The organism is Actinospineispora eucalypti (assembly GCF_039543365.1).
GTDB lineage: Bacteria > Actinomycetota > Actinomycetes > Mycobacteriales > Pseudonocardiaceae > Pseudonocardia > Pseudonocardia eucalypti.
Map to the genome: position 1 here is coordinate 686,594 of NZ_BAABJP010000015.1, position 19,505 is coordinate 706,098.

General features: G+C 71.6%; 22 protein-coding genes. 9 read left to right on the forward strand and 13 right to left on the reverse strand.

Annotation, left to right across the window (positions count from 1 at the left end):
- The first annotated feature begins 56 nt into the window (after positions 1-56).
- Both ABEB12_RS19280 and ABEB12_RS19285 read left to right on the forward strand, forming a co-directional pair.
- Positions 57-533 carry a helix-turn-helix domain-containing protein gene (locus ABEB12_RS19280; RefSeq protein ID WP_185059042.1) on the forward strand — a complete coding sequence of 159 codons (477 nt, stop codon included), beginning with the start codon at positions 57-59 and terminating at the stop codon, positions 531-533.
- Positions 530-949: a VOC family protein gene (locus ABEB12_RS19285; RefSeq protein WP_185059041.1), complete on the forward strand. Its 420-nt coding sequence runs from the start codon at positions 530-532 to the stop codon at positions 947-949. Before ABEB12_RS19280 ends, ABEB12_RS19285 begins: the two co-directional genes overlap by 4 nt.
- Before the next feature lie 7 nt (positions 950-956).
- Here the strand turns inward: ABEB12_RS19285 and ABEB12_RS19290 are convergent, their stop codons facing one another.
- Together ABEB12_RS19290 and ABEB12_RS19295 are read right to left on the reverse strand one after the other, a co-directional pair.
- Entirely contained in the window at positions 957-1,568 is a 612-nt protein-coding gene (locus tag ABEB12_RS19290) for a DUF3558 family protein (protein WP_185059040.1), read from the reverse strand.
- A 21-nt stretch (positions 1,569-1,589) separates the two neighbouring features.
- On the reverse strand, positions 1,590-2,417 hold the full coding sequence (locus tag ABEB12_RS19295; protein WP_345702933.1) for a TIGR02569 family protein: 828 nt from the start codon (positions 2,415-2,417) through the stop codon (positions 1,590-1,592).
- Positions 2,418-3,064: 647 nt separating this feature from the next.
- Here ABEB12_RS19295 and ABEB12_RS19300 point away from each other — a divergent pair.
- The 3 genes from ABEB12_RS19300 (at position 3,065) to ABEB12_RS19310 (ending at position 6,224) form a co-directional block, all read left to right on the forward strand.
- Entirely contained in the window at positions 3,065-3,940 is an 876-nt protein-coding gene (locus tag ABEB12_RS19300; RefSeq protein WP_185059039.1) for a hypothetical protein, read from the forward strand.
- A gap of 93 nt (positions 3,941-4,033) precedes the next feature.
- The gene (locus ABEB12_RS19305) at positions 4,034-5,290 is read left to right on the forward strand and encodes a hypothetical protein (RefSeq protein ID WP_185059038.1); all 1,257 of its coding nucleotides are present in this window, start codon (positions 4,034-4,036) and stop codon (positions 5,288-5,290) included.
- Positions 5,291-5,297: 7 nt separating this feature from the next.
- Complete coding sequence (locus ABEB12_RS19310) at positions 5,298-6,224, forward strand: hypothetical protein (protein WP_185059037.1); 927 nt, start codon at positions 5,298-5,300, stop codon at positions 6,222-6,224.
- On the opposite strand, the gene moeZ is transcribed toward ABEB12_RS19310, so the two are convergent.
- The 3 genes from moeZ to ABEB12_RS19325 form a co-directional block, all read right to left on the reverse strand.
- Positions 6,214-7,386: an adenylyltransferase/sulfurtransferase MoeZ gene (gene moeZ, locus ABEB12_RS19315; protein WP_185059036.1), complete on the reverse strand. Its 1,173-nt coding sequence runs from the start codon at positions 7,384-7,386 to the stop codon at positions 6,214-6,216. The genes ABEB12_RS19310 and moeZ overlap by 11 nt on opposite strands.
- Positions 7,387-7,413: 27 nt before the next feature.
- Positions 7,414-7,698, reverse strand: coding sequence for a hypothetical protein (locus ABEB12_RS19320; RefSeq protein ID WP_185059035.1), 285 nt, complete (start codon positions 7,696-7,698; stop codon positions 7,414-7,416).
- A gap of 136 nt (positions 7,699-7,834) precedes the next feature.
- Positions 7,835-8,824, reverse strand: a complete 990-nt coding sequence (locus ABEB12_RS19325; protein WP_185059034.1) for an alpha/beta fold hydrolase — start codon at positions 8,822-8,824, stop codon at positions 7,835-7,837.
- Between the two features lie 158 nt (positions 8,825-8,982).
- Between ABEB12_RS19325 and ABEB12_RS19330 the strand changes: the two genes are divergently transcribed.
- Complete coding sequence (locus ABEB12_RS19330; protein WP_185059033.1) at positions 8,983-9,645, forward strand: TetR family transcriptional regulator; 663 nt, start codon at positions 8,983-8,985, stop codon at positions 9,643-9,645.
- Here ABEB12_RS19330 and ABEB12_RS19335 read toward each other — a convergent pair.
- Both ABEB12_RS19335 and ABEB12_RS19340 read right to left on the reverse strand, forming a co-directional pair.
- A complete protein-coding gene (locus ABEB12_RS19335; protein ID WP_185059032.1) occupies positions 9,590-10,564 on the reverse strand; it encodes an alpha/beta fold hydrolase in 975 nt (324 codons plus the stop codon). The genes ABEB12_RS19330 and ABEB12_RS19335 overlap by 56 nt on opposite strands.
- Positions 10,564-11,475, reverse strand: a complete 912-nt coding sequence (locus ABEB12_RS19340) for a diiron oxygenase (RefSeq protein WP_185059031.1) — start codon at positions 11,473-11,475, stop codon at positions 10,564-10,566. Before ABEB12_RS19340 ends, ABEB12_RS19335 begins: the two co-directional genes overlap by 1 nt.
- Before the next feature lie 62 nt (positions 11,476-11,537).
- On the opposite strand from ABEB12_RS19340, the gene ABEB12_RS19345 reads away from it, so the two are divergent.
- Positions 11,538-12,206, forward strand: a complete 669-nt coding sequence (locus ABEB12_RS19345; protein WP_185059030.1) for a TetR family transcriptional regulator — start codon at positions 11,538-11,540, stop codon at positions 12,204-12,206.
- Between the two features lie 24 nt (positions 12,207-12,230).
- On the opposite strand, the gene ABEB12_RS19350 is transcribed toward ABEB12_RS19345, so the two are convergent.
- Positions 12,231-12,458 carry a DUF3107 family protein gene (locus ABEB12_RS19350; protein ID WP_185059029.1) on the reverse strand — a complete coding sequence of 76 codons (228 nt, stop codon included), beginning with the start codon at positions 12,456-12,458 and terminating at the stop codon, positions 12,231-12,233.
- Between the two features lie 101 nt (positions 12,459-12,559).
- Positions 12,560-13,228 (reverse strand): ferritin-like fold-containing protein, encoded by a 669-nt coding sequence (locus ABEB12_RS19355; protein WP_345702934.1) that lies wholly within the window; start codon positions 13,226-13,228, stop codon positions 12,560-12,562.
- A 196-nt stretch (positions 13,229-13,424) separates the two neighbouring features.
- Between ABEB12_RS19355 and ABEB12_RS19360 the strand changes: the two genes are divergently transcribed.
- Together ABEB12_RS19360 and ABEB12_RS19365 are read left to right on the forward strand one after the other, a co-directional pair.
- The gene (locus tag ABEB12_RS19360) at positions 13,425-15,242 is read left to right on the forward strand and encodes a DEAD/DEAH box helicase (RefSeq protein WP_185059027.1); all 1,818 of its coding nucleotides are present in this window, start codon (positions 13,425-13,427) and stop codon (positions 15,240-15,242) included.
- A 6-nt stretch (positions 15,243-15,248) separates the two neighbouring features.
- On the forward strand, positions 15,249-16,508 hold the full coding sequence (locus ABEB12_RS19365) for an Rv3212 family protein (RefSeq protein ID WP_185059026.1): 1,260 nt from the start codon (positions 15,249-15,251) through the stop codon (positions 16,506-16,508).
- Between the two features lie 531 nt (positions 16,509-17,039).
- Here the strand turns inward: ABEB12_RS19365 and ABEB12_RS19370 are convergent.
- The 4 genes from ABEB12_RS19370 to ABEB12_RS19385 are packed head-to-tail and all read right to left on the reverse strand — an operon-like array spanning position 17,040 to position 19,470.
- Complete coding sequence (locus ABEB12_RS19370; RefSeq protein WP_185061120.1) at positions 17,040-17,864, reverse strand: PD-(D/E)XK nuclease family protein; 825 nt, start codon at positions 17,862-17,864, stop codon at positions 17,040-17,042.
- A 21-nt stretch (positions 17,865-17,885) separates the two neighbouring features.
- A complete protein-coding gene (locus ABEB12_RS19375; RefSeq protein ID WP_185059025.1) occupies positions 17,886-18,749 on the reverse strand; it encodes a PHP domain-containing protein in 864 nt (287 codons plus the stop codon).
- A 6-nt stretch (positions 18,750-18,755) separates the two neighbouring features.
- A complete protein-coding gene (locus ABEB12_RS19380) occupies positions 18,756-19,283 on the reverse strand; it encodes a PH domain-containing protein (RefSeq protein WP_185059024.1) in 528 nt (175 codons plus the stop codon).
- A gap of 28 nt (positions 19,284-19,311) precedes the next feature.
- Complete coding sequence (locus ABEB12_RS19385; protein WP_185059023.1) at positions 19,312-19,470, reverse strand: hypothetical protein; 159 nt, start codon at positions 19,468-19,470, stop codon at positions 19,312-19,314.
- Positions 19,471-19,505: the final 35 nt, after the last annotated feature.

Below are 19,505 nucleotides of genomic sequence, written 5' to 3' on the forward strand. Positions count from 1 at the left end.
CAAACCGTCGGCCCGCACCACCGTGAGCCCCATCCGCTGGAGGGATACTGGAACGCATGTCCCCCGTGCCGCCGGCGCGCCACCTGCTGCGCGCCAAGGACCTGGCCGACGCCCGCTACTTCGAGCACCTGACGGTGGCGGACTTGGCCCGGGCGGCCGGGCTGTCCCGGGCGCACTTCAGCCAGGAGTTCCGCCGGGCGTTCGGCGAGTCACCGCACGCCTACCTGCTGACCCGCCGGCTGGAACGGGCCGCCGCGCTGCTGCGCACCACCGACCGGCCGGTCACCGAGATCTGCCTCGCCGTCGGCCTGCAGGGCCTCGGCTCGTTCACCACCAGCTTCACCCGAACCTACGGCTGCTCGCCCACCGCCTACCGCGCGCGCTACCCGCCGGCCGCCCAGTACGCGCGGGTCCCCAGCTGCGTGCTGCGCGCCTACGGCCGTCCCCAACACCGGACGTTTCGAGAAGCCGGGCCCGATCCGGCGCCGCTAGCGTTCCGGCCGACCGATTCGGACGACCGGGAGGACAAATGATCAAAATCGGCACCGCTCAGCTGTGGGTGCACGACCAGGACGAGGCGCTCAAGTTCTACACCGAGAAGATCGGCTTCGAGGTGCGCGAGGACGTGACGATGGCCGAGCTGGGGAACTTCCGCTGGCTCACCGTCGGCCCGGCCGGCCAGCCGGACATCGCGATCACCCTGATGGCCATCCCCGGGCCGCCGGTGATGGACAACGACACCGCGAAGCAGGTCAGCGACCTGATGGCCAAGGGGTTCGCCGGCACCATCTTCCTGCTCACCGACGACTGCCGGGGCACCCACCGGGAGCTGGTCGAGCGGGGCGTGGAGTTCGTCGAGGAGCCGGAGGAGCGGCCCTACGGCATCGACGCGGGCTTCCGCGACCCCTCGGGCAACCACCTGCGGCTGACCCAGCTGCCCGACCGCTGAACGACCCTCACTGGCCGGCCATCAGGACCGACATGGCGTGCTCGGCCGCCGCGTGCGCGTTGGTGCACATCCGGGTGTAGCTCTGGCCGTCCACCGGCAGCTCGCTCATGTAGCCGACCCAGAGGCTCTGCTCCGGACCGGTGTCCACGCGAACCACACAACCCTGGTCCCGGGGCAACAGCGGTCCCGGCAGGTCCACCGCGCCGAACCCGGCCACCCCGCTGATCCGGGCGTCCTGGTCGTACAGGTACGGCCGGATCGACCGGTTCAGCACCAACCGCACCGACAGCCGGTAGGGCGGTGACAGCGGGGCGTTGAGCCACTCGCAGATCGGCCCGCGCAGGCCGTCCTGCACCGGTGCACGGTTCATGTCGGTGTTCACCCGCAGCTGCGCGCGCAGCTTGGCCGGCATGAGCGTGCACGGGTCGATGCCGTCCAGCCGCAGGTCCCGGGGCCGGCGGGGCAGCGAAGTGTCGGCGACGCCGGTCGGCGACCACTCCGGCTCCGGCGGCCCGGGCGGCGGACCGGCGGCCGGCTCGTCGGCGGCCGTCGAGCAACCACCCAGCGCACCGGTCAGCAGCGCCCCGACCAGCGCACACACCAGCCAATGCGCGCGCACGAGGTAATACGGTATCGGGTGTCAGAGGCGCGAGGCGATCACTTCGGCGGCGAGTTCCAGGCCGCGCAGCGACTCCGCCGTCGCGCCCGGGTGCTGGGCGTGCAGGGCCAGCCGGAACAGCAGCGCGCGCAGCAGCACCTGCGGCCACCCGTCCAGGTGCGACCAGGCGCCGACCAGCCCGGGGTCGGCGCCGCCCCAGGCCAGCGCGTCGACCACGATCACCGCGGCCGCCCACTCCACCGGGCGCCAGAACGGCACCAGGTCCAGCACGGCGGGCGGCGCGTCGCCGTCGAAGAGCACGGTGCCGAACAGGTCGGCGTGCACCACCTGCGCGGGCAGCCGCAGCTGCCGGCGCATCCCGGCCAGCTCGTCGAACAGCTGCCCGCCGGTGGCCTGGTCCAGGTTGATCGTGCGCTCGCCCCAGGCGGCGGCGTCCGCGCGGCCGGTCAGGTTCTCCCGGTCGTCCAGCAGGCGGGGCCGGCGCACCGAGGCGGTCGCGGCGTGCAGCCGCAGCGACGCGGCCACCAGTTCCTCGTAGCGACCCTCCGGGCTGCCGGAGACGTACTGGCACGCCGACCAGCCGGCCACCACCCAGCGCCCGTCGGACGCCCGCACCGGGCGGGCGATCCGCAGGCCGTCCACCTCCAGGGTGTCCAGCACGCGGGACGACCAGGCGGTCTGCGCGTGGTCGAAGACCGGGCGGATCACCACGTCGCCACAGCGCCAGCAGTCCAGCCCGCCGAATGCGATCGGCCGGCAGTCCCGTTCCCGGACGCCGAACGCGGTGCGCACATGGCTGGGCAGCTCGACACGCTCGAGCGCGCCGATATCAACCGATGCGGTGCTCACAACCACGCACGGTACCGCCGCGATATACCCGTTCCGGGGACGCCACGCCGATACCGGTGAGCCGGCGTGCCGGTTTAAAGATCGACTTGGACGGGCCGAGGCGGTTGGTCTGCCGCTGTTTTGGGTGCCACCTGCTTGCGTATCAATGGGAATGAATTACATGGTCACCATGACATTACGGCCCGCCTGGCGGCCCGGAAACGACCACCATGTCATGGTGATCATGAACTGACCGTTGGCGCTGCCCCATCCGCCACCCTGGTTGCGTGAGGGGCGGAAAATAGGTGATCGCCGTTACTGGCGGTTGAGCCTCGATTTTCGCGGCTGAACCGCCACGGATGGCGATCCTTCCCGGTCACGGCCGCCAACACCGACTCGGACCACCCGAGGGACCGGCCGACGTCACGCCAGTCCCAATTGCCCCACCCGTACCTATTTTCGGATCAGAAGTGACCAACGAGAAACGCAACGGGCCGCACCCACGCCGCGACGGACCAGCAACCGCGGCCCCGTCCAAGCCGATCTTTAAACCGGCACCGCCCTCGCCGAACTGGGCACGCGCTCGGCTCGCGCGTTCCGCTGTGTTGGTCCGCGCGTGCCGAACTGGGCACGCGCTCGGCTCGCGCGTTCCGCGCTATCGTCTCGCCATGACGACTCCCCCGCCGTCGGAGTATCCCAACTACCCAGGTGGCGGCGGCTACCGGCCGCCGTCCGAAGATCCGCTGGTGAGCACCAGCATCGACGGGTGGTTGCGCCGGGTGGTGGCCACCTTCCGGCGCAGCTTCGCCGCCCTGGCGATGATCCAGCTGGCGCAGGCGGCGGTGGTTGCGGTCAGCTCGGTCTGGTTCAACGACCTGATGGAGGGCCTGCTCACCTCCGGACGGGTGCCCGACCCGGAGCGCGACCCGAACGGCTTCAGCCAGGCGCTGCTCCCCGCCCTGGCCGAGCACTGGCTGCTGCTCGGCTTCCTCGCCCTGGCCACGGTGCTGGTCACCGCGCTCGTCCAGGGCGCCGGGATCTACGTGGCCATCCGGGACGCGGCGGGCCAGCCGACCCGGGCGGGCGAAGGCCTGCGGTTCGCGGCCACCCGGATCGGTCCGTTGTTCGGCTGGTCGTTGCTGTGCTGGGCGTTGGTCATGTTCGGGCTGACCCTGTTCATCGTGCCGGGGATCTACTTCGCCGTGGTGTTGATGCCCACGGTGGCCGCCGTCGTGGTGGTCGAGCAGGGGCACATCGGCCGGTGCTTCGCGCTGGTCAACCCCCGGTTCCCGGGGGTGTTCGGGCGGTTGTTGCTGGTGTTCGGGGCCTCGGTGGTCTACTCGGTGCTGCTGCAGGCCATCCTCGCCCCGCTGTCCTCGGTCGGCACGGTGCCGCTCGCCGTGTTGGCCGCGGTGCTGCAGATCCCGGTGGGGGTGGCATTCACCTCGGCCTACGTGGTCACCTACGCGGAGCTGCGGGCGCACGAACGCGGCTCGATCTCCACCCCCTGGCTGGCCGCGCAGCTCACCGGACACACCTGGTAACAGCAGGTAGCGGTACGGCAACGCCGGGCACCGAAAGGCAACGGATCAGCCAAAACGCTCCCCGAAGCACCGGGTAGCCGCTACCGTTCGATCATGTCGACGCCGCCGCCCTACGGCCAGGACCCCGACGGGCAGCCACAGGACCAGCCTCAGCAGCCTCCCACGCCCCCGGGCGGCTACCCACCGCCCCAGGGCTTCCCGCCGCCCCCGGGCTACCCACAGCAGGGCTACCCCCAACAGGGCCAGCCGCCCCCGGGCTACCCCCAGCAGGGCCAACCACAACCCGGCTACCCCCAACAGGGCCAGCAACCGCCGGGCTACCCCCAGCAGGGCCAACCACAACCCGGCTACCCCCAACAGGGCCAGCCGCCCCCGGGCTACCCCCAGCAGGGCCAACCACAACCCGGCTACCCCCAACAGGGCCAGCCGCCCCCGGGCTACCCCCAGTACGGCCAGCCGCAACCGGGCTACCCACCGCCGGGGCACCCGCAGCAGGGTTACCCGCCACCCGGACCGGGTTACCCGGGCTATCCGGGCGCGGGCGCCACCCCGGCGGACGACCCGCTGGTCGCCACCGACTTCGGCGGATGGTTCCGCCGGGGGTTCGCCACCGGACAGCGGAACTTCGTCCGGCTCGTGCTGGTCTTCCTGCCGTACACGCTGGTCAGCGCGGTGATGCTGATCATGCTCGCCGGGCCGCAGGCCGAGATGGAGCAGTTCTCCGCCAGCGTGCAACAGGGTGGCGGGCTACCGCCGGACTTCGCCGGGTTGTTGACCCAGCTGGTGCTGGTGTCGATCGTAGGCGGGCTGGTCAGCATGTTGGTCGTCGCGTTGTGCCAGGCCAGCGGCGTATACCTGATCGTCCGCGACGCGGAGCGGCGACCGGCGGTGATCGGCGACGCGTTCCGGTTCGGTCTCGGCCGCATGCTGCCGCTGTTCGGCTGGAGCCTGCTCAGCGGGATCCTGATCGCCGTCGGCGCGCTGTTCCTCCTGCTGCCCGGGATCTATCTGGCCGTGGTCATCATGTCCACGCTGGTCGGCATCGTGGTCATCGAACGCGGGAACATCGGGCGGTGCTTCACGCTGGTCAACCCCCGGTTCTTCGCCACCCTCGGGCGGGTCCTGGTCACCGGGGTGATCTTCACCGTCTACTACCTGGTGGTGGCCGGCATCGCCAACCTGGTCGGGGGCGGCACCGGCTCGGTGCTCACCGCCGTGCTGACCTCGGTGCTGATGCTCCCGGTGTTGCCGTTCACCGCCGGCTTCCAGATGGCCCTCTACGCCGAGCTGCGCGGGCGTGAGCACCCGGGCACCAGCACCGCGACGTTGGCCGCCGAACTCGCCCGGTAACACAACCGTGAGCACCCCGCCCCCGGACACCTTCCCGCCCTACCCCGGCCCACCGGCGCAGCCCGGTCCCGGCGCCGGGCCGTATCCGGCCTACCCGCCGCCGTGGACGCCACTGCCGGGAGATCCCTTGATCCCGGTCGACCTGGGCGGCTGGTTGGACCGGAGCATCCAGCTGATCCGGCGCAGCTTCTGGCCGCTGACGCTGATCGCGCTGATCGCGCTCGGCGCGATCGTGGTGGCGGCGGGGGTGATCGCCGGTGTGACCCTCGCGGTCGTCCAAGGCGTGCCGAACCTGCCGGAAGCGTTGGTCACGGTACCCATCGGGGTCGGGGCACTGGTCACCATCGGCGTGTTCGCGGTCGGGCAGGGCGCGATGGTGGGCGTCGCGGTGACCGACGCCGCCGGCCGGCGGATGGACATCGGCGAGGCCCTGCGGCTGGGCGCCCGGCGGGCGCTGCCGTTGACCGGCTGGTGGGCGCTGGGCGCGCTGGCGATCGCGGTCGGCGCGGTGCTGCTGATCGTGCCGGGCATGTACCTCGGGGTGGTGCTCGGCGCGTCGCTGACCTGTGTGGTCGTCATCGAACGGGCCGGCATCGGGCGCTGCTTCGAACTGGTCAAGGACCGGTTCTGGGCAACGTTCGGCCGGCTGGTGCTGGCCTGGCTGCTCCAGCAGGCGTACCAGCTGGTGGCCCAGCTGGTACTGATGATCCCGCTGGGCATCGGCTTCGGGCTGATCGGCCTCGGCAATGCCGGCACCAGCCCCGGCGCCCTCGGTTTCGTGCTGTTCGCGCTGGCCGGCGTCCTCCTGCTCGCGGTGATGATCCCGATGCCGGTGATCTCCACCGCGATGACCGTGGTGACCTACGCCGAGCTGCGCGGCCGCCAGCAGCCCGGCGCCACGGCCGGGCTGCTGGCCGAAGAACTCAGTAGGTAGGCAGCGAGGGGTCGACCTGGTTGGCCCAGGCCAGCACGCCGCCCCCGACGTGCACCGCGTCGGAGAAGCCGGCCTTGTGCAGCGCGGCCAGCGCCTCGGCCGAGCGGGCGCCCGACTTGCAGTGCAGCACCACCGGCCTGTCCTGCGGGATCTCGGCGAGTGCCGCGCCGGACAGGATCCGGTCCTTGGGGATGAGCACCGAGCCCGGGATGCGCACGATCTCGAACTCGTTCTGCTCCCGCACGTCGATCAGCGCGAAGTCCTTGCCCGAGTCGATCATGTCCTTGAGCTCGGTCGCGGTGATGGTGTGCCCGGCCGCCGCGTCCTGCGCGTCCTGGGTCACCACGCCGCAGAAGGCCTCGTAGTCGATCAACTCGGTGATCTTCGGGGTGTTCGGGTCCTTGCGGACCTTGATCTTGCGGTAGCTCATCTCCAGGGCGTCGTAGACCATCAGCCGGCCGAGCAGCGGCTCCCCGATACCGGTGATCAGCTTGATCGCCTCGTTCACCATGATCGAGCCGATGGACGCGCACAGCACGCCCAGCACGCCGCCCTCGGCGCACGACGGCACCATGCCGGGGGGCGGGGGCTCGGGGTAGAGGTCGCGGTAGTTCAGGCCCTGCCCGTTCGGCGCGTCCTCCCAGAACACCGAGGCCTGGCCCTCGAACCGGAAGATGGAGCCCCACACGTACGGCTTGCCGAGCAGCACGGCGGCGTCGTTCACCAGGTAGCGGGTGGCGAAGTTGTCCGTGCCGTCCAGGATCAGGTCGTAGTCCCGGAAGATGTCCAACACGTTGGACGACTCCAGCCGGGTGTTGTGCAGGATCACGTTCACCAGCGGGTTGATCTCGGCGATCGACTCCTTGGCCGAGAGCCCCTTGTGCTTGCCGACGTCGGAGACCCCGTGGATGACCTGGCGCTGCAGGTTGGAGCTGTCCACCTCGTCGAACTCGACGATGCCCAGCGTGCCGACCCCGGCGGCGGCCAGGTAGAGCAGCGCGGGCGAACCCAGCCCGCCGGCCCCGACCACCAGCACCTTCGCGTTCTTGAGCCGCTTCTGCCCGTCCATCCCGACGTCCGGGATGATCAGGTGGCGGCTGTACCGCTCGACCTCTTCCTTGGTCAGCTCGGCGGCCGGTTCCACGAGCGGCGGTAGCGACATATCTCTCGTGCTCCCTCGGTTAACCCATCAACTCAACAACTCAACGCCGAACCCACCCGGCATCTTCCCACCCGTCACCCCCACGCCGCACAACAAACCGGGCCGCCGCACGTGGTGCGGGTTGTGCGACGTCACGGTCTCCCTGTGCGGCGTCCGGGTGCGGTCGAGAAGCGGTGCCGGTTCAAAGAGGGCCGGGCTTGGATCGGCCCGTGCGGCCGCCCGAATGATCAATTCATCCTCACAGACGCTACCCACCAGCCAAACGTCTCCCAGGATGAGTTGACCATCAAAAGCCGCCTGGACAGCGGTCATTCGGGCATGATCCCCGGTAGTGGCGGTCCAGCCGCGATTTTCGCTGCTCAACCACCACGAACAGCGATCAAGGTCGATTGCGTCGCGGCCATCGGGCAAGGGGCAAACCGCCCGGCCGCATCGGCTCGGGCGACGGTCACCAGCGGTCGGCGTCGATGGCCTGCCACATGCCCAGGACGGCCTGGGCGACCAGGTCGGGGCGTTCCATCTGGGGGACGTGGCCGACGTCGGGGAGCAGGTGCAGGCGGCCGTTGGGGAGTGCGGCGACGGTCCGCCGCGCCAGCTTCGGGGAGACCAGGCGGTCCCGGCCGCCCCAGAGCACCAGGGTCGGCACGGTGACCCTGGTCGCCACCGACCACAGCGAGGTCCCGGTGAACCAGCCGCGGATCATCCCCCGGGTGGTCTGCCACAGCGCCTCGCCGGCCCAGGGCAGCTCGGCCCGCTCGGCCGCCTCGAGGATCGCCTCCTGGATGCGGTGCTCGGCGACCACCCCCGGGTCGCCGTAACACAGCGAGATCATCTGTTCCACCCGCTGCCGGGGCGTGACCCTGGCCAGCCGGCGGGCGATCCTCGGGCGCAGCCAGGGGATGGCGGCCAGCGCCAGCCACGGGTCGGACGTGCGCCTCGGGTCCGGCCGGCGATCCGGCATGGCCGGCGCGAGCAGGGTCAGGCTGCGCACCAGCTCGGGCCGCCGGGCCGCCACCCGCAGCGCGGTGGCCCCGCCGAGCGAGTTGCCGAGCAGGTGCACCGGGCGGCCCATGCCGGCCAGAAAGCACAGCACCGCGTCGGCGTGCGCGGCCGGGGTGTAGTGGCCCGACTGCAACGGCCGGGAGTGGCCGAACCCGGGCAGGTCCAGCGCCAGGCCGCGCGCGTGCGGGGACAGCTGCGCCGCCAGGTCGGTCCAGTTGGTGCCCGAGCCGGAAAGCCCGTGCACGTAGACCGCCGGGGTCTCCCCGTCCGGCCCCGGCGTCTCGCGCACGTGCAGGGTGACCCCGCCCGAGCTGACCTGGCGGCCCGGCCACGGCGGAACCGACTTGTCCACGGGAGGCAAGAGGGCGGCGTCGGCCAGCGGGGCGAGGCGAGCGTCGTCGACCAGCGTCGAGGTTCCGGCGGAGGAAGGGCGCATACCCCCAGGATGAGGGACGAGGCAAGAGTTGCCCACCCCGGGTGGGCATTTATCAGTTACTGGTCGGCAAACTCACCTTCACCAGCAAGTCATCTGAGGAACGCACGCGCCTCGCGCGTTATCAGCCATTCGGGTTTCCAGCGGGTAGGGTGGCCGGGATGACGGAAATCGCGGGGGCGCCACGGACGGCGGCGACGGCTCAGGATCCGAATCCGGTGCCGCCGCGCGGGGTCCGGCTGTCCCGGGACGCGCGCCGCACGCAGCTGCTCGGCGCGGCGCTGGACGTGTTCGCCGCGCAGGGGTACCACGCGGCCGCGATGGACGACATCGCCGACCGGGCCGGGGTCAGCAAGCCGGTGCTCTACCAGCACTTCCCCAGCAAACTGGAGCTGTACCGGGCGCTGCTGCGCACCTACGCGGAGCGGCTGGTGAGCCTGGTCCGCGGCGCCATGCTTTCCACCACGGACAACTCGCTGCGGGTGCAGGGCGCGGTCACCGCGTACTTCGACTTCGTGGCCAACGAGAGCAAGGCCTACCGGCTGATCTTCGGTTCCGACCTGCGCGGTGAGCCGGAGGCATCGGCCGTGCTGGACACCGCGAACCGGGAGTGCATCGACATGGTGGCCGACGCGGTCACCCAGGACGCCGGGCTGGACCGCGACCGGGCCCGCCTGCTCGCCGTCGGCCTGGTCGGCATCGGCCAGGTCACGGCGCAGTACTGGCTGGACTCCGGTCAGGCGGTACCCAGGCAGGAAGCCGTGGACCTCATGACCCGGCTGGCCTGGCGGGGCCTGGCTCGCTTCCCGATGGTGCACGAGTAACAGGCCGGGTCGAGCGCGCGCCCGGTTCGGCGCGCGCGGAAGACACCAGCTCGGTGAGGCAGCTGCTCACCGAGTCCACCCGCTCCACCGGCAGCATGTGGCCGGCGTCCGGGAGCACGGTCAGCGAGGCGTTCCTGGCGTGCTCGACGATGCGTCGCGACTGGTAGACCGGGGTCAGCTTGTCCCGCGCCCCGGCCAGCACCCGGGTCGGGATGTGCTCGAACGCGGCCAGCGCGGCGTCCCGCCGGTGGTCCTCCAGGGTCGGCCGGAAACCGGTGATCGCGGAGGGCCGGCAGTCCGCGATGCAGCGCATGCTGCGCCGCAGCGCGCCCCGGTCGGCGCCCCGGCCGATGATCAGGTACCGCAGCCCGGGGGCCAGCAGAAGCGGCCACCGGGTCAGCTTGGGCCGGCGGTTGAAGCGCACCGACCCGGCCAGCCGGGCCTCGCCCCGGCGGACCAGGTTGAGCGCCCGCACGGACAGCCCGAACGTGGTGTCCCCGAGCCCGCCGGACGCCGTGGCCACCAGGGCCACCCCGGCCACCCGGCGGGCGAACAGCTCGGGATACCGCTCGGCCAGAGCCATGATGGTCATGCCGCCCATGGAGTGGCCGGCCAGCACCAGCTTCCCGTCCGGGGCCAGCCGGTCGATCAGCTCGGCCAGGTCGTCGGCCAGGGCCGCGATGGTCATCCGGTGCGGCGGCACCGAGTCGCTGCTGCCGTGCCCCCGGTGGTCGTAGCGGACCACCCGGGTGGCCGGCGAGTGGGCCAGCACCGAACGGACCACCGGGTCCCAGATGCGGCTGTCCAGCGTCCACCCGTGCGAGAACACCAGCGTCACCGGCGCATCCGCCGGCCCCTCGACCTCCGCGTACAGCCCGATGCCCGCCGCGGTGCGGACCATCCGACCCTGGCCGGCCATCAGACCAGCGAGGCCTTGCGCCAGAGGATCTCGCTGGGGCCGCCGATGACGCCCTGCTCGCGCAGGAACGGCACGAGCTTGCGGGCCGACCAGCGGATCGTCTCCTGGTAGTGCGGGTTCGCCATGGCCACCTTGCGCGCCTCCTTGGGGTCCAGCCCGACGCTACGGTAGACGTCCGGGTGAATCAGCTCGGTGGCGATGCGGTGGGCGGCCAGCGCGGTGAGCCAGCGGCCGACGGTGCGCTGCAGCCAGTTGGCCTTCGGTGTGATCCGGGCCAGCTCCTCGCGGGCGTACCGGACGTGCCGGGCCTCCTCGGTGACGTGGATCTTGCTCACCATCCGGGTGAGCGGCTGGACGGTGTCGTCCTTCATGCCCTCGCGCTGCAGCTGGTCGGTGATCTCCTCGGCGACCAAGGTGCCGGCGAACATGGCGGTGCCGGAGGCGATGGTCTTGAACAGCCGGCCGCCCAGCATGGCCAGCCGGCGGGGCTGGTAGTCCGGCACGCCGTAGCGCTCGGTCATCTTGGCGAACATCACCGAGTGCCGGCACTCGTCGGCGATCTCCACCAGCGCGTACTGGATGTGCTTGCTGCGCGGGTCGCGGTCGTAGGCGTAGCGCAGCAGCATCTGCATCAGGATGATCTCGAACCACAGGCCGATCCGGGCGATGCTGCACACCTCGTGGATGGACAGCGTGACCCGCTGCTCCTCGGTCAGCTGGTCCCAGAGCTCGGTGCCGTAGAGGGAGACGCGGTGCGCCGGCATGCCGTATGCGCCCTGCTCGCCGACCGGCACCAACGGGGCTTCCCAGTCGATGTCCAGGTCCGGCTCGTAGGAGTGCTGCCGCGAGCTGCGCAAAAGCCGCGTGGCGGTGGCTTCGCGGGCGTTCTCGCGGGTCTCGGTGACGGTCATTGCGGCCCAGCTCCTCTCGTGCGTGCTTGATGTTACCGCCGGTAACTGTTACCAATGGTAACGTGAACGAGCAGGCTGTCAAGGCACGAAAGCAACGCTGGGCCGGTCATCGCGCGAAACGACGCGAGGAACTGGTGGAAGCGGCGCTCACCGCCATCCGCCGGCACGGGCCGGCGGTGTCGGTGGCGGCCATCGCGGCCGAGGCCGGCGTCACCAAGCCGGTGCTCTACCGGCACTTCAGCGACCGGGCGGACCTGCAGCGCGCGGTCAGCGAGCGGGCGGCGAAGATCCTGCTGGAGAAGCTGGTGCCCGAGCTGGGACGGCCGCTGCCCCCGGTGGACCGGATCCGCGCGCTGATCGGCGCATTCCTGGCCGGCGCCGAGGAGGAGCCGGAACTGTGGCACTTCGTGGTGCACAGCCAGGACCCCGGGCCGGCCGGTGCGGCGGCGCCGCAAAGTGACGTGGTGGCCCACAACTTCGAGCTGATCGCGGGCATGCTGACCAGCCTGCTGACCGACAACCTGCGCGCGCTCGGCCAGGACGCCGGCGGCGCCGAGGCGTGGGCCTTCGGCCTGGTCGGCATGGTCTACACGGCGGGCGACTGGTGGCTGCAACGGCGCACCATGAGCCGCGAAGCGCTGGTCGACTACCTCACCCAGCTGATCTGGCAGGGCCTCTCCGGCCCCCTACAGGGCGCCCCGCTCAAGAAGGACGCGCCCGAAGGGTCTTGACGCCCGTTGGGCGGGCCCGCGGTCTCAGCCGACGGAGAAGCCGACCCGACGGGAGTCGGCGGGACCGATCTCCACATAGGCCACCCTGGTGGCCGGCAGCACGAACCGGCGGCCCTTGTCATCGGTGAGCGCGAGCAGCCCGGACGGGTTCTTCAGCGCGTCGCTCACCAGAGCCTCGACCTCGTCCGGCGTCTGTGCACTGGACACCACGAGCTCCCGAGGGGACTCCGCGACGCCGATCTTGACCTCCACGCCCAAACCTCCTGGATCACCGGACGAACGCCGTCAGGCTAGCCGAGGCGACACCGGACCGGTCGCCCGGACTCGCCCGGTTCGCTGAAAGCGGACGCGAATCAGGCCAGGCCGAGGGCGGACATCCGGCGGCTGTGCTGCTTCTGCAGCTGCTTGAACAGCACCGCGATGCCGCTCAGGTCGCCGAAGCCGCTGACGAACAGCTCGGCCAGATCCTCCCGCTCGGCCACCACGTACTGCGCCTGGGTGATCGCGTCGGCGAGCAGCCGCCGGCCCCACAGGGCCAGCCGGTCGCGCACCTGGCGGTTCTCGGCGATCGCGGCGGCCACCTCCCGCTCGGCGAACGCGCTGTGCCCGGTGTCCGCGAGCACCTGGCGCACCAGCGAACCCGACGGCTCGGGCAGGAACCCGGCGACCGCCCGGTAGAAGTCCACCGCCAGCCCGTCGCCCAGGTACACCTTGACCAGGGCCTCCAGCCAGTCGTGCGGCGCGGTGGAGGCGTGGTAGCCGTCCAGCGCCTTCACGAACGGCGCCATCGCCTGCTCCACCGGCACGCCCTCGCCGGTGAGGTACTCCTCGAGCAACCGGAAGTGGCCGATCTCCGCGCCGGCCATCTTGGCCAGCGCCGCCCGGGAGGCCAGCGTGGGCGCGGTCCGCGCGTCCTCGGCCAGCCGGTCGAAGGCGGACAGCTCGCCGTAGGCCAACGCGCCGAGCAGGTCGACCAGCGCGGCGCGACTCACCGTCACGGTTCTCTCCGAGGTCTCCGTCACACCCCCCACCCTAGGCGAAAATCGCGCGGGCAAAACCGGTTCGGCCCTCAGGCTCGCCGGGCGCCGGACCAGCTTCGATCACCCGATGAGGCGCGTCACGCCCCACGCCGGCCGGGCTACCGCTATCATGTGGTCCAACGCTGCGCCACAACATAGGCGCGCGTCGCGCGGCAGCTCGAAATTCCGGCAGTGCCAAATGACTACTGGGTCAAGCACCCACTGGCCGCCGGACAGTGCGAGCCCGCGACACATACTGTGCGCGCGAGCAGCGCTGTCGTTTCGCCTGGCCTTCGCGCGCTGGAGAGAGGCGATTGCTCTGACCGTCAACAACGACAACCCAAGCTCAACCGACGACAACTCAACAGCGTTGGATTCCGCTTCCGAGCTGACCGCGGAGCCGTTGCACGCGGGCGCCCCGGTCCGGCCGGACTCCCCGACCTTCGCCGAGCTGGGCGTGCGCGAAGAGATCGTCCGCGCGCTCACCGAGGTGGGCATCGAGCGCACCTTCGCGATCCAGGAGCTGACCCTGCCGCTGGCGCTGGCCGGCGAGGACGTGATCGGCCAGGCCCGCACCGGCACCGGCAAGACCCTGGGCTTCGGCGTCCCGCTGCTGCAGCGGCTGCGCCACTCCACCGACGAGAAGGCGGTGCCGCAGGCGCTGGTCGTGGTGCCCACCCGCGAGCTGTGCGTGCAGGTCGCCCGCGACCTGGCCGACGCCGGCAAGCACCTCGGCGCGCGGATCACCGCAATCTACGGCGGACGGCCGTACGAGCCGCAGGTGGCCGAGCTGCGCCGGGGCACGGACATCGTGGTCGGCACCCCGGGCCGCCTGCTCGACCTGGCCGAACAGCGCCACCTGGTGCTGGGCCGGATCGAGTCGCTGGTGCTGGACGAGGCCGACGAGATGCTCGACCTCGGCTTCCTGCCCGATGTGGAGCGGATCCTGCGGATGCTGCCGGACAGCCGGCAGACCATGCTCTTCTCCGCCACCATGCCCGGCCCGATCATCACCCTGTCCCGCACCTTCCTGACCCAGCCAACCCACATCCGGGCCGAAGAGGCCGACCAGGGCGCGATCCACGAGCGCACCCGGCAGCTGGTCTACCGGGCGCACGCGCTGGACAAGGTGGAGCTGCTGGCCAAGGTGCTGCAATGCGCCGACCGCGGCCTCACGATGATCTTCACCCGGACCAAGCGGACCGCCCAGCGGGTGGCCGACGACCTCGGCGACCGGGGCTTCGCGGTGGCTGCCGTCCACGGCGATCTGGGCCAGGCCGCCCGCGAGCAGGCGTTGCGCGCGTTCCGCTCGGAGAAGGTGGACGTGCTGGTGGCGACCGACGTCGCCGCCCGGGGCATCGACGTCACCGGCGTCACCCACGTGGTGAACTACCAGTGCCCGGAGGACGAGAAGACCTACATCCACCGGATCGGCCGCACCGGCCGGGCCGGCCGCGAGGGCGTCGCCGTCACCCTGGTCGACTGGGACGAGATGCCCCGCTGGAAGCTGATCAGCGATGGGCTGGCACTGGGCATCGACGAACCGGTGGAGACCTACTCCACCTCCGATCACCTGTTCACCGACCTGGGCATCCCGACCGAGTCCACCGGCCGGCTGCCCCATGCCAAGCGCACCCGCGCCGGGCTGGACGCCGAGCACATCGAGGACGACGGGCCGGGCCGCCGGGGCCGGCGCGGCAACGACCGCAACGACCGCCGCCGGGGACGCCGGAGCGGCACCGGGCGCGGCGGCGACAAGCCGGATTCGGCCCCCGATTCCGGCGCCGACCAGGCTCCCGGCGAGTCCCGGCAGCGCCGCCGCCGCCGGGCGGGTGTCCTGGTGGCCGGTTCCGAGACGGACGGCCCGGGCGACCAGCCCGAGCAGGCCGGAGCGCCGGCCGAGATCGGCCGGAGCGCCGCGTCGGGCGGGGATGTCCGCCGCCGGCCGCGCCGGCGCCGCCGCCGGGGCGGTTCCGACTCCGGCGAGGCCGGCACCCCGGACGCGGCGGCCAGCTAGCCGAACGTGCTCCGAGCAGAACGCCGCCGCCGGGGCGACCTGGCGGCGGCGATGGCGATCGTGGCCGTGCTGGCCGTGCTGGCCTGCCTGATCGCGTTCTACAGCCAGGCCGCGCGGACCACGTCCACCACGGCCCCCGGGCCGGCTCCGGCCGCGCCCGATCCGCCGGTGGACGCGCCGGCCACCGTCACCGAGGCCTGGCGCGCGCCGAGCGCGGCGACCGTCGCGCCGGTGGTGGTCGGGCCGACCCTGGTCACCGGGGACGGCCCCGACACCGTCGGCCGCGACCCGGTCACCGGCGTCCAGCGCTGGGCCTACCGGCGTGACCTGCAGCTGTGCGTGGTCGGTTCCGGCTGGGGCCTGGCGCTGGCCGTCTACCGCAACGGGGCCTACTGCAGCGAGGTCACCGCGCTGCAGGCCGGCAGCGGGGAACGCGGACCCACCCGCACCGCCGACGCGCCGGACGACGCGCAGCTGTTGGACGACGGCTGGATGGTCACCGCGACCGGCCGCAACCACCTGGAGTCATGGCGGTCCGACCTGGTCGAGACGCTGGAGTACGGCGAGGTCCGCTCGCCGGCCCAGCCGAAGACCCAGCCCCGGGCGCACTGCTCGCACGCCTCGGTGGCGATCAGCTACGCCCGGCTCGGGGTGCTGGAGCGCTGCCCCGGCGAACGCGGCGACCGGCTCACCACCTTCCGCCAGAAGGACACCGAGGCCGAACACCCGGACGAGGAGGCCAGCACCCCGCTGTCCGTCGCCGGCACCCGACTGGTCGCGCTGAGCAAGCACCGGACGGCGGTACTGTTCCCCGGCACCGCCGGTGGCGCCGCCAAACTGAGCGTGCGCGACGAGGACGGCCGGGAGGTCGCCGGCTACCCGCTGGACCTCCCCCCGGCCGACCTGGCCGGCGACCCGCCCGGCGGCGTCACCCCGACCGTCACCGCGCACGGCATCGTGCTCTGGTGGACCGGCTCGCGCACCATCGCTCTGAGCGAGACCGAGCTGCGCCCGTTGTGGACGCTGCCCGGCGCGCTCGGCCCCGGCGCGCTGCTGCCGCTGCTCGCACCGGCCGACCCGGCCGGCCCGACCGAACGGCTGCTCATCCCCGTACCCGGCGGCCTGGCCGTCACCGATCCCGCCACCGGACAGGTGATCCGGACGATCCCGGTGGATCGTGGCGGCTACCAGGGTCCGGTGCTGCTGGGGGCGCTGGGGCCGATGATCTTTGAACAGCGCGGGCCGGAACTGGTCGCGTTGCGTTGAGTGCCGGTTCTGGGTTGAAAGACAGCTCGGACGGCGCCGGCTGGGTTTCTGGTCCGGCTGGGTAGCGCCCGTTGCGTCTCGTGGCTGCCCGGGCTTGGTCACGGAGTGCGACGATGAGTCGGGGCCGGTTTCGCCGAGCGCAAGCTCAGTCCGGCGGCCGCCGTCCGCCGACCGGACTCAGCTTGCGCTCGATGCTCGACACCCCTGCCCGCGGCCGAGAACGCGGCTCCACGGCTACGCACCGTAGTGTCGCTCAGCCCCGTTCCCCCGCCGAGCGGTAACCCAGTAGCTGTTGATCTTGAATCTGAGGCGACTGGACTACCACTCGACGAAGCCGGCCGTGGCGACCCGTCCGAGACAGCGACCAACAACCACCGAACGTAAGCACCGAGAAACCGGCCCCGGCACCCAACGCAACGCAACGGCCCTACCCAACCGGACCGGAAACCCAGTCGGCGCCGTCCAAGCTGTCTTTGAACCGGCCCCGGCGCAACGGGCGGCACCACCTGGCTGGCGCCGTCCGAACCGCCCTTACGGCTCCAGGAGGGACCAGGGTTCGCGGTCAGGGGCGGCTTCCCGGCCGGCCGGGCAGTGGCGGCGGAAGTCGCAATAGCTGCAGATCGGCCCGGTGCGCGGCGGGAACAGTAGCTCCGGGTCGCCGCCGGCGGCCAGGGTGTCCGCGGCCAGCGACAGGTCGTCGGCGGCCTCCTCCATGCGGCTCAGGTGGCGAGCCAGGGAGGGCTCGCTGTGCTCCCAGGCGGCCACCTCACCGCTGGGCAGGTGGTGCAGCTCCACCCGGTGGCACGGCCGGCGCAGGGTGCGCCGCACGGCCAGGGCGTACAGCGCGAGCGCCTGGGAGGAGCGGGCGTCGTCCACCGTGGGCGCCCGTCGGCCGGTCTTGTAGTCGACCACCACCAGCTGGTCACCGCGCTGGTCGATGCGGTCCACCCGGCCCTCGGCGACGATGCGCCCGGTGGGCACGGAGACCCAGCGCTCCACGCCGGCCGGCTCCTCGGCCATCTCCTCGTGGTCGTCGATGTAGTCGCTGACCCAGCCGCGGGCGCGCTCCCGGTAGGTGGCGATCTGCGTGTCGTCCCGGAAACCTTCGCCGACCCAGTGCCGGTCCACCAGCTTGGCGCCGGCTTCCGGGGTGCGCGCCTTCGGCGGCAGGTCGAACAGCGCCCGCAGCGCGTTGTGCACCACCGCGCCGAGCGTGTTGTGCGCCCACGCCCCGCCCCGGGACGGCGTCGGCCGGTCCAGGTAGGCCATCCGGTACCGGCGCGGGCAGTCCAGCCAGGTGGACAGCTTCGACGGGGTGACCTTGACCAGCTTGCGGGGCATCCCGTCGAGACTCATCTGGCCGCTCACCCGGTCAGCTTAGAGCGCACCCCCGACAACCTCGCAGCCGCTGGCCTTGGCCACCAGCCGCTCGAACATCTCCGCGTCGGTGCGCTCCGCGCCGATCGGAGTGGTCTTGTTGGTGCCGTGGTAGTCGCTGGAGCCGGTGATCACCAGGCCCAGCGAACCGGCCAGTGAGCGCAGCGCGGCGCGGTCCTCCGGCGCGTGGTCGGGATGGTCCACCTCGATGCCGGCCAGCCCGCGCCCGGCCAGTTCGGCCAGCACCGACAGCTCCACCACCCGCCCCCGGCGCCGGGCCAGCGGATGCGCGAACACGCACACCCCGCCGGCGTCGGCGATCATCTCCAACGCCTGCTCGACCGGGGTGTCCCGGCGGGGCCGGTAGTAGCGGCCCCGGGTGTTGAGCAGCGAGGTGAACGCCTCGTCCACGCTGTTCACCAGGCCCAGGCCGACCAACGCCCGGGCCAGGTGCGGGCGGCCGACCGGCAGGTCCAGGGGCAGCGCGGCCAGCAACGCGTCCGGGTCCAGCGGCACGCCGTCCTCGGCCATCCGGTGCGCCATGTCGGTCAGCCGGGCCCGGCGTTCCACCCGCAGCCGCCGCTGCTCGGCCAGCACCGAGGGGTGCTCCGGGTCGAACAGGTAGGCCAGCAGGTGCACCGGTATCCGCCCGCCCCGCCCGTCCGGGCAGACGCAGGACAGTTCGGCGCCGCGCACCAGCCGGAGGCCCTCCGGACAGGCGGCAACCGCTTCCGCCCAGCCGGCCGTGGTGTCGTGGTCGGTCAGCGCAACCACCCGCAGACCGGCGCGCGCGGCAATGCGAACCAGGTCAGCCGGTTCGTCCGTGCCGTCGGAGGCCGACGAGTGGGTGTGCAGATCGATCAAGGGCGGTCAGCGCTTGGGCTTGGACAGCAGGTGCGAGCGGGTCTGCTTCTTGTCACCGAAGATCAACTCGGCCAGCGCCTCGTAGATCTCCTCCGGCCGAGGCATGAAGTCGATCTGGTTCAGCGCCTGGATCTGACCGGCCGACTCGATCACCATCGTGCCGTAGCCCATCATCCGGCCGGTCAGGGTGCGCCGGAAGGTGAGGTCGGTGACCTTGCCGAGCGGCATCATGCCGATGTTGTGCGTGATGATGCCGGTGGACAGCATCACCCGTTTGTCGGTGATGACGATCCGCTCCACCCACCACAGCATCACGATGATGGTCAACCGCACCACCACGACCAGCCCGGCGTACCAGGTCAGGTTGTCCAGCACCAGGCTGGCCGGCACGTATCGCTGGATCGCCACCAGCAGGCCCAGCGCAAGCGCGGTCTGGGTCATGTCCCACAGCAGCGTCGACCAGTGCACACGCACCCGGATTACCCGGCGCTCGGTGGGCAGGATGTATTCGTCGATTTCCCTGGGTGCAAGCACGGCTACCGCCTATCCGCCAGCACCAAGTCTAGAAGACACCGCCGATGAACGTCACCAGCGATTCGCCCGCGTCCCTCAGGTTGGCGAGGAGGTTGTTCACCGTGCCACTCGCGTTGCCTGGCTGGGAAATGATCCAGAACAACACGAAGATGACCACGAGAAAGCCGACGAGCTTCTTGAGATTCATCTCTAGCCACCATCCGAGTGCCCCACAAAGTGTCG

Coding starts and splice junctions, on each gene's coding strand:
- ABEB12_RS19280 (WP_185059042.1), top strand. CDS start 57: ATGTCCCCCGTGCCGCCGGCGCGCCACCTGCTGCGCGCCAAGGACCTG.
- ABEB12_RS19285 (WP_185059041.1), top strand. CDS start 530: ATGATCAAAATCGGCACCGCTCAGCTGTGGGTGCACGACCAGGACGAG.
- ABEB12_RS19300 (WP_185059039.1), top strand. CDS start 3,065: ATGACGACTCCCCCGCCGTCGGAGTATCCCAACTACCCAGGTGGCGGC.
- ABEB12_RS19305 (WP_185059038.1), top strand. CDS start 4,034: ATGTCGACGCCGCCGCCCTACGGCCAGGACCCCGACGGGCAGCCACAG.
- moeZ (WP_185059036.1), bottom strand. CDS start 7,386: ATGTCGCTACCGCCGCTCGTGGAACCGGCCGCCGAGCTGACCAAGGAA.
- ABEB12_RS19320 (WP_185059035.1), bottom strand. CDS start 7,698: ATGACCGCTGTCCAGGCGGCTTTTGATGGTCAACTCATCCTGGGAGAC.
- ABEB12_RS19325 (WP_185059034.1), bottom strand. CDS start 8,824: ATGCGCCCTTCCTCCGCCGGAACCTCGACGCTGGTCGACGACGCTCGC.
- ABEB12_RS19330 (WP_185059033.1), top strand. CDS start 8,983: ATGACGGAAATCGCGGGGGCGCCACGGACGGCGGCGACGGCTCAGGAT.
- ABEB12_RS19335 (WP_185059032.1), bottom strand. CDS start 10,564: ATGGCCGGCCAGGGTCGGATGGTCCGCACCGCGGCGGGCATCGGGCTG.
- ABEB12_RS19340 (WP_185059031.1), bottom strand. CDS start 11,475: ATGACCGTCACCGAGACCCGCGAGAACGCCCGCGAAGCCACCGCCACG.
- ABEB12_RS19360 (WP_185059027.1), top strand. CDS start 13,425: ATGACTACTGGGTCAAGCACCCACTGGCCGCCGGACAGTGCGAGCCCG.
- ABEB12_RS19370 (WP_185061120.1), bottom strand. CDS start 17,864: ATGAGTCTCGACGGGATGCCCCGCAAGCTGGTCAAGGTCACCCCGTCG.
- ABEB12_RS19385 (WP_185059023.1), bottom strand. CDS start 19,470: ATGAATCTCAAGAAGCTCGTCGGCTTTCTCGTGGTCATCTTCGTGTTG.